6 protein-coding genes and 1 tRNA gene are annotated in these 8235 nt (G+C 62.5%); 3 read left to right on the top strand and 4 right to left on the bottom strand.

Annotated elements, in window-relative coordinates; genetic code table 11:
• A partial coding sequence (locus tag VNZ93_RS22300; RefSeq protein ID WP_325710556.1) for a fused MFS/spermidine synthase occupies nucleotides 1–1816 on the top strand: 1816 nt, incomplete at its 5' end.
• Between the two features lie 57 nt (nucleotides 1817–1873).
• Nucleotides 1874–2398 (top strand): Spy/CpxP family protein refolding chaperone, encoded by a 525-nt coding sequence (locus VNZ93_RS22295; protein WP_325710553.1) that lies wholly within the window; start codon nucleotides 1874–1876, stop codon nucleotides 2396–2398.
• A gap of 99 nt (nucleotides 2399–2497) precedes the next feature.
• Here VNZ93_RS22295 and VNZ93_RS22290 read toward each other — a convergent pair whose 3' ends face one another.
• Both VNZ93_RS22290 and VNZ93_RS22285 read right to left on the bottom strand, forming a co-directional pair.
• Entirely contained in the window at nucleotides 2498–4501 is a 2004-nt protein-coding gene (locus VNZ93_RS22290; RefSeq protein WP_325710550.1) for a TRAP transporter fused permease subunit, read from the bottom strand.
• Between the two features lie 91 nt (nucleotides 4502–4592).
• Nucleotides 4593–5639, bottom strand: coding sequence for a TAXI family TRAP transporter solute-binding subunit (locus VNZ93_RS22285; RefSeq protein ID WP_325710547.1), 1047 nt, complete (start codon nucleotides 5637–5639; stop codon nucleotides 4593–4595).
• Between the two features lie 1021 nt (nucleotides 5640–6660).
• Between VNZ93_RS22285 and VNZ93_RS22280 the strand changes: the two genes are divergently transcribed.
• A tRNA-Lys gene (locus VNZ93_RS22280) sits at nucleotides 6661–6736 on the top strand.
• Nucleotides 6737–7093: 357 nt separating this feature from the next.
• On the opposite strand, the gene VNZ93_RS22275 is transcribed toward VNZ93_RS22280, so the two are convergent.
• A complete protein-coding gene (locus VNZ93_RS22275) occupies nucleotides 7094–7729 on the bottom strand; it encodes an ImmA/IrrE family metallo-endopeptidase (RefSeq protein ID WP_325710559.1) in 636 nt (211 codons plus the stop codon).
• Between the two features lie 95 nt (nucleotides 7730–7824).
• The coding region (locus VNZ93_RS22270) for a DUF2924 domain-containing protein (protein ID WP_325710544.1) at nucleotides 7825–8235 on the bottom strand (411 nt) is incomplete at its 5' end.

Genomic DNA, 8235 nt, shown 5'->3' with positions numbered 1-8235 from the left:
CACGAAGCATCCGCAGGCGAACGATCCGTATTTCCTCTATGGCGCGTCAAATCTCGGTTCGTTCGTTGCGCTGCTGGCCTATCCCGTCGTGATCGAGCCGTTCCTGACGCTGCGCTCGCAGTCGCTCGCCTGGACCGGCGGCTTCGTTCTGCTGATGGCGATGATTGCCGGCGCCGGGATTCTGATGGCCGCGACCATGCGGCCGGCGACAGCACGGGCCGAGGCAACGCTGGCGGTCGCGCCCCGCTTGATGGACATTGCACGCTGGATCGCACTCGCCTTCGTGCCGTCGGCGATGCTGGTTGCAGTGACGTCGCACATCTCGACCGACATCGCATCCGCGCCGTTCCTGTGGGTGGTGCCGCTCGCCATTTTCCTCGCGACCTTCATCTTCACCTTCCGCGCGGGCGGCGAGAAGACGCACCGGGCGCTGGTGCGGCTGCAGCCGTTCATCATTGCGCCGCTCGCGATCGCCTTGTTCGGGGGAGCGCGCGCCTACTGGTTTGTGGTGCTGTTCCTCGATCTTGCGCTGCTCGCGGTCACGGCGATGATCTGCCATCGCGAGCTTTACCTGAAGCGGCCGGACGCGCGCTATCTGACAGGCTTCTATCTCTGGATTTCCGTCGGCGGCGTGCTCGGCGGCATCTTCACCGGATTGATTGCTCCTTACGTTTTCCCGGATGTGTGGGAATATCCGATCCTCATGGTGCTGGCGCTGCTGTGCCTGCCTGGCGCTTTCGATGGCGGTTGGCGCCGCTGGGCCAAAGGCGGCGTAGTTTTCGCCGCGCTCGTAGCAATCGTGGTGCTGCCGTATCTGCTCGGGCATCAGATTCCGGCCGGCATGGCGGTCGCCTGGATGATCGGTCTCGTCGCGGTCGCCGCCTACATCATGCTGAATGCACGCGACACCATGAAGGCGGCGCTCGCGACAGCGTTCGTGCTGATCGCGACCGCATTGTACAAGCCGGGCTTCGTGCACGCGGAGACATCGCGCAGCTTCTTCGGCGTGCACAAGGTCGCGGACTCGACCGATGGCCGCTTCCGCATGCTGTTCCATGGCACGACGCTGCATGGCGTGCAGCGTCTGAAGAACGAGGATGGCGCGCCGAATACCGGCAGGCCGGAGCCGCTGACCTACTATTACAAGCGCGGACCGATTGCCGAGACGATCGCCACGATGCGCGAGCAGAGGGGCAGGCTCGACGCGGTCGCGGTGGTGGGACTCGGAACCGGCAGCATGGCCTGCCATGGACGCGCCGGCGAGCGCTGGCGCTATTTCGAGATCGACCCGGTGGTGGTGCGGCTCGCGCGCGATCCGGAGAAATTCCGCTTCCTGTCGGAATGCGGCGGCTCAGATGACATCGTGCTCGGCGATGCGCGGCTGACGCTTGCCGAGGAGGCGGGCCGGTTCGACCTGATCGTGCTCGATGCGTTTTCATCGGACGTCGTGCCGGTGCATCTCCTCACGCGGGAGGCCCTTGGCCAGTATCTGAGCCGGCTGAAGGAGGGCGGGGCGATCGCCTTCCATATCTCCAATCGCTATCTCGAACTCGCCAGCGTGATTGCCGAGGTCGGTGCGACCCATGGGCTCACGACGATTGTCCGACGGGATGATTCGGTGTCGCCCGAGGAAACGCGCCGGGACATGTACGCCGGCTCGCTGGTCGCCGTGGTCGCCCGCTCCCAGGACGACATCGCCACGCTGTCCGCCCGACCGGGCTGGCGCCCGAAGGTCGCGGACGGCTCGGTGCGCCCCTGGACCGACGACTATTCCAACATTCTAGCGGCGATCTGGCGCCTGCAGGCGGGAAAATAGCGGCCGGCGTAGCGCCGGCGGCAGGAATTCCGGCCGGCCGCAAAGAAGCCGCAATAAGTGTCGGTTAATGAAAGATATTTTGATCCCTTATTAACCGAACCAATGTTGCCTCAGCGGACCCCCTCCGCTATTTCGCGCTGCAGCAAATCGAAAAACGCGGGGTCTTCAATGTGGAAGGCGTTTGTCGCCGGCCTCTTCGTGCTGGCTTTTTCTGGATCGATCGCAACCTCCGTCCCGGCGGCTGCCGACCCGGGCCGGGTTGAAGCTGGCATTGCCCGGTTCAAGGCCGCGCTGCGCCTGAAGCCTGCGCAAGAACGTCACTGGCCGCGGGTAGAAGCGGCACTGCGCGCTATGGCGAGTGAAAGCGAGCGCCAGCAGGTGGCGGACGCGTCCGGTAACCCCGGTGTCCTTCGGCGGGTCGGCACCCGCGCAACCGAAATGGCGATGAGCGCGGTTTCGATACGCAAGTTGGTCTCGGCCGCAAGGCCGCTGGTCAATTCGCTGGACGAGGATCAGAAGCGCGAGGCCATCACGCTGGCGCGCGCGATGGGCTTCGGGAGCCTGGCGGCGCGGTTCGAATAGTTGCGTTGCAAGTTGAGTGAGTAGCGTCGCGTTTTGACAGGTGACGCGTATAAGGGCCGCTCTGGGAAGCGGCCCTTTTTTTGTGCGTCGGTCAATCGCTCAAAGCTCGCGCTTGGCTTCCATCATCAGCGCCGAAAGGTCGCCGCGGCTTTCGCTGACCTCGGCTTCGAGCGCGGCGGGCGGTGTCGCGCTCTGGTGCCGCGCGATCCCTGCGATCGTAAGCACGGCGCAAAGCGGCGACGCCATCAGCGCCCAGGTGTCGTTCGGATGGAACAGCACAAAGCCCGCGATGAGGGCCAGGACGATACGAAGACCTGCGTCGGCCGCGGCGTTTGGCGAGAAACGTCCGAACATCGCGAAGCACAATGCGCAGGTTCCGATCAGCACCAGCAACGTATCGACGATCTGCTCCCAGCCGGTGGTGACGACCATGTTCGAGCGGGTAAAGATCGCAAACGTCATCAGCGTGATCGGCAGGCAGATCTTCAGCGCGATCCACATCGTTTTCATGAACGAGGCTTCGGCGATGCGCGCTGACACCGCTGCGGTGAGCGAGGTCGGCGGCGAGAGCTCGCCCCAGACCGAGATCAGGAACACGAAGAAGTGCGCCACCCACGGGTTCACGCCGAGATTGACCAGTGGCTGAACGATGATCACGGCGCCGATGATATAGGTGGCGGTTGGCGGCAGGCCCGCGCCGACCAGCCAGCCGAAGATATAGGCCATCGCCACCATCGCCATGATGTTCCAGGCGCCGAGATCGAGTAGGCTTGCGCCCATGCGGTTGATGAAGCCCGTGACCGTGAACAGGCCGATCATAATGCCGAGCGTCGCCAGCAGGAGCGTCAGGTACGACGTCATGTCGCCATGGGTTTCGATCGAGAGCTTGACGTTCTCGATCAGCGATTCCTTCGCGACCTCCGGATCCTTGAGGACATACTTGAAATACAGGAACGCGATCAGCAGCAGGGCGAACATGAACGCCGCGGTGTAAAGCGCCGCCAGCAATTCGCCGGTGCCGAAATAGCCCATCAGGAAAATCAGGAAGAGCACTGACAGGAAGAAGATGCCCGTCTTGATCTGGTCATAAGTGACGACCGGCGGCGGAACGATTTCGTCGCGCGGCAACAGGCGCACGCACAGGAGATACACCGCAAGCGCCAGCGAGATGTAATAGACCGCGGCAAGCGCAAAGCCGCGCGCGACCACGTCCCAATAGGGAACGCCCAGGAATTGCGACATCAGGAATGCGCCGATGCCCATCATCGGTGGCATGATCAGCCCGCCCATCGAGGCTGCGGTTTCCACCGCGGCGGCGAATGCGCCGGGCACGCCGTAGCGTTTCATCAGCGGGATGGTGATCGAGCCGACCACCACCGCATTGGCGGAGCCGGAGCCTGAAATGGTGCCGACCGCGAGTGATCCCAACACCGCGGTCTGTGGGACCGCCTGGCGCGAGCGGCCCGCGAGTTTGCGCATCACGTTGATCATGGCGCTTTGCGCACCGAAGCCGCGTGCAGCGGCCGCGAGCAGCAGGAACGCTGCGATCACCGTCAGTCCGATCTGGCCATAGATGCCGTAGATGCCGGTCGACATCTCGACCGTACTCGACGTGACGATGCGATAGAAGCTCGTGCCCGGATGCCAGAAGAAGTCGATCGGGCTGAGATAGCCCCACAGCGTGTAGGCGATCAGGACGATATTGATCCAGAACAGGGCAGGGTGCGCGAGGCGCGACAGCTCCATCACCAGAAGGAACATCAGCAGCCCGCAGATGAAGTCCTGCTGCGTATAAGAACCCTGCCGGTAGATTGCGATCTCCTCGAACTCCCAGAAGAAATGCCAGAACGCATAGGCCGCGATCGCGATGTAGAGCGCGACGATCAGATCGTTCACGCGCGCCGGCAGGAACGGATAGAGATAGCCCTCCCGCGTCATGAACAGGATTTGCAGCACGATGGTGATGGGGATCAGATGCGCGACCAGCTGCTGCGGTCCACCCGAGCCCGTGTAGAAATACCAAAGGAGCCAGCCGAGCTGTACGGTCGACAGCAACAGGATGAGATTGTTCAGGCTGAATTGTCTCTTGATCGCCCCGGTCATTATCGTCCCCGCAGCCCACGCGTCCTGATGTGATGAAGGCGCGGCAGGGCTTTTCGCCTGTCCGCGCCTGCATCCATGTCGATGGCTGTTATCAGCTGCCGCTGTTCGCGATCTTCCAGCTGTCGTTCCAGGCCTTGTGTTCCTTCAGGAACTTGGCAAGTCCGGGATGGACGGGGATTTGCGGATTGGCGCTGATCCCCGAGACCTGCATGCCGACGAAGTCCTTCGCGAGCGGCGCGAAGCCGGGGTCGGATTTCACCAGCGCATCGCGGTTCTTGTAGAGGCCAGTGAGGAGGCGATAGACCACGTCTTCCGGCATGTCGGCGCGCATGTTGAATGCGAACAGGATCGGCACGCCGCTGATCGTCTGGACGCCGACATCCTTGGAGAACACCTTCGGGTTGACTTCGACGACGCTCAGGCCGGCCGCTTTCAGCTTGGCGATTTCATCCGGGCACGGATTGACCACCTTCACGTCCATGCGGATCTCGGTCTCCTTCCAGTACGGAACGAGCGAGGCTCCCGCCGTGGTGTACGCGACCGAGGCTGCAATGGTGCCGGCCTTCAATGCGTCGGCCTGCGTCTTCGGGTCGATCTGGACGTGCTTGAAGTCGTAGCCCAGCGCCTTGTAGGTGCGCATGAAGTTTGACCAGTTCATGAACCCGGCAGGAGAGAAGAAGGTCGGCTTGCCGGACAGGTCCTTCAGGCATTTGTATTGTGCGGCCTTGTCCGCGGGGACCGCGATGAATGTCTCCATCGGGTAGGCGTACCAGGTGTGCACCAGCATGCCCTTGCCGGCCTTGTAGTTCTTGAAGCCGCCTTCGCTGCCGTAAAGCTCGGTCATGCCGATATCGGCGGTGTAGCCGAGCTCGCCATTGCCATCCATCGTGGCTTTCATCGCAGCGGTCGTCGCGGGATACGGATTGACCGTGATCGTGTACTCGCCGCCGAGCGCTTCCTCGGCGACCTTCACTAGGGCTGCCGCGACCTTGTAGCCGTAGGTGTCGACGCTTGCAGTGGCGAGCCGGATCGACTTGCGCTCCTGCGCGTTCCCGATGGTTGCGGCGCTGGCCGCAACGGCAATCGCAAGGCCGGCTGTCGATGCCGCAAGCCAGCGGCTGCGTGTCCTCTCCTTCATTGTCTCTCTCCCTGGAATTGTCGTGCCCGTGGGCTGCCGGATGTTTCCGGTCATGTTCGAAGTCTAGCCGATATTTTTCGGGCGGGGCAAAAGGCGGGGCGACGGTGACAATCGGCCACGTCTCCCTGTGCGTCCCTACGCGGGGAACCTGTCCGATATTTAAGTTGAAGGGCTGCCGGCGACACCCTTTACTTACGGTCCATAAGACACAGGTTTCCATCGTGTGAGTGCACGTTCCGCTCCCGGCCGCGAGGCGGCCGAAGAGCGGTGGTGAACGAGGTGCCGTGCGGTTTTGGCCGCATGGCAAGAGTGAGAGGCGGCGATCATCTGAGCCCCCCAGCCCCACAGATCGCCGCTACGCAGAGGCCGCCGGGACCCCCCGCCCGGCGGCCTTTTCTTTGCCGCTCCCCGACGCGCCGGGATCGCAACCAGGCCCCCCGCGCGTTGGTCCAATCGATAAGCCCGATTGCCGGTATGCGGTCCGCCGGATCGAGATGGATGGAGGCGAGGATGAACGACGGGCCGGAGTCTGTGGATCTTGATGGACGGCTTTGGCCCATCGCGCCTCGACCTGGCGGGAGCGCCGCGATGGAGCGGCCGCGGGACCGGAAAACCGGGACATTCACCGGCAGCCGGACCCGGATGAAGCGCGGTTCACCGTCCAGCCGGCTGAGGGGCCGGTGTGCGAGTGGGCGGCGCGGGTTTCCGCCGATTCGGAGGCGCGAGGCGGCTGATTCGGAGACCGAGGTGCCGATGTGCCCGAGGCTGGCGCGCCGCTCGCCAATTGGCCCGAGGCTGATCGGCCGTTCGAGGTTGAAACGGGTGCTTCCGGGTGCCGGCGCCAGCGAGGTTTCTCGGACTTTCCGTTCGGCTGCCGCGTTGTACTGGCGGGGTGTCCGCGGTGGGGCCGCCGACGGGAAAAAGTCCCGGATTTGCGCCGGATCTGCCCGCCTTTGCTGGACACGGCGAGACGGCTTTGCTAAACGAGCCGCGCTTTCGCCTGACGGCGAGTAAGTGGCCCGGGTGTATAGCTCAGTTGGTAGAGCAGCTGACTCTTAATCAGCGGGTCCAAGGTTCGAATCCTTGTACACCCACCACACTAGGAATATGATCGCAAATTTTCTTGGTGGCCCGCCCCTTTCAGCGCGAACACGGCTCAGTTTCGCTGCCAGCAGAGTCTCTGCGGAACCTTATCTCATCGAAGCTGCTGCGATTTCGCGCTTTGTCTCTGACCCCCAAAAATACTTTTCCAAGCGGTTTCTGATTTTTTGCGCAGAGACCGGTTCGAATCTAACGCTCTCGATGCGGATCCGAGCGAAAATTGTACGCAGAGGCGGGTTCGTATCGCGCGTGGGAGCAAACTAAATACGCAACCTGTTCTCTGCCAAATTTTTGAAAACAGCGCTTACGGTGGTTTGCCGGATATCCTGGAGCCGTGACGAACGGCTTATTCCTCACTGAACGAGGCTCAGGAACACGCGCTTGGCCGTCAGAGTTTTGACGGCGTGGATGAGTACAAAGACCTGATGGCCCGTGAAGAACGATTCGCCGATGCACTCGTGGCGAACGCCATTAAGGTCGATCAGCGCCAAATTGCGCTTTCCGGATGATCGCTGCTTGCCGATGGGTATGAAGGCGCCGAGGTCATCGCTCGGCGAATACGCGTCCTTCCAAGCATACTGCCCGAACGTCTCGGTGAAAAGCTTGGACTGAATCGGGCGCCGCAGCGTGGCGCGAAAGCCGAAGCCTTCTTCCAGCACGGGCTTGTTGAGCACGACGACGGCGCAGATGCGGTCGCTTTTCGAGACGTACTGGCGAATGGCCGAATAGTTCGATGCGTTGAACTTCTTAGCCAAGCGCACCGGCGTCCAGACCTCGAAAGCCTCGGCCTCAGCCATCTCTTGAAACGTGTCGAGCTGGAACAGCACTTCGGACGCGAAGACGTTTGCTTCCCGGTCGAACAGCTCTGCCGTCGTGGCATCGATGGCCTTGTCGCAATCCTCGACCACCGCATAGACTGGGCGTTGCCACGGAAGGAAACCGTGGCCCGCTTCGTGGAAGCAGACGAAGCGCTGTTTGACCGCAAGGATAGTGCGAATTGAAATCCTGCTCCAGCCCGGAATCGCTCGAGACCCGGGTGTAGATGGCGCAGCGGACGGTCTTTCCAGATTCCTTCTTCATTACTCTAGGCCTCCGCCTTCCGAGCCGACTTGTTCCGGAAGCCAAAGAAGCGGGGTCCGTTCCAGCGGGTGCCGGTGATGGCGTAGGCGATCTGGGTCAGGCTCTTGTAGGTCCTGCCATCCCAGCCAAACCCATCTGCGGTGATGGTGACCCGATGCATCTTGCCCTTCCATTCCCGGGAGAGGACCGTGCCGGGTTGGAGCTTCCAGTCCGGCCTCCTGAAGCCCGCCATCACTCCCTTCAGTGTGTCGCCGCGGCCATCGAGCTTCACGCGGTCCAGGATGCGCCGGGTTTCAGCATCGAGGTCTCCGAATCGGTCGGCCTGCAGGCGATAGGCCAGCGTCCGAAACAACAGATTGCGGGATAAAGTGGGTGGCGGCACCTTGCGAAAGACTGTGCGCCAGCGCGCACGCAG

Origin of the sequence: Pseudorhodoplanes sp. (assembly GCF_035565795.1) — a bacterium.
In the GTDB taxonomy this organism is placed as follows: Bacteria; Pseudomonadota; Alphaproteobacteria; order Rhizobiales; family Xanthobacteraceae; genus Pseudorhodoplanes.
Note: the sequence above shows the minus strand (reverse complement) of the source record. Positions and strands in the feature narration are given on the sequence as shown.

Bases quoted from the DNA above. Each gene is read 5' to 3' on its own strand.
- VNZ93_RS22290 (WP_325710550.1), bottom strand. From the start codon at position 4,501: ATGACCGGGGCGATCAAGAGACAATTCAGCCTGAACAATCTCATCCTG.
- VNZ93_RS22285 (WP_325710547.1), bottom strand. From the start codon at position 5,639: ATGAAGGAGAGGACACGCAGCCGCTGGCTTGCGGCATCGACAGCCGGC.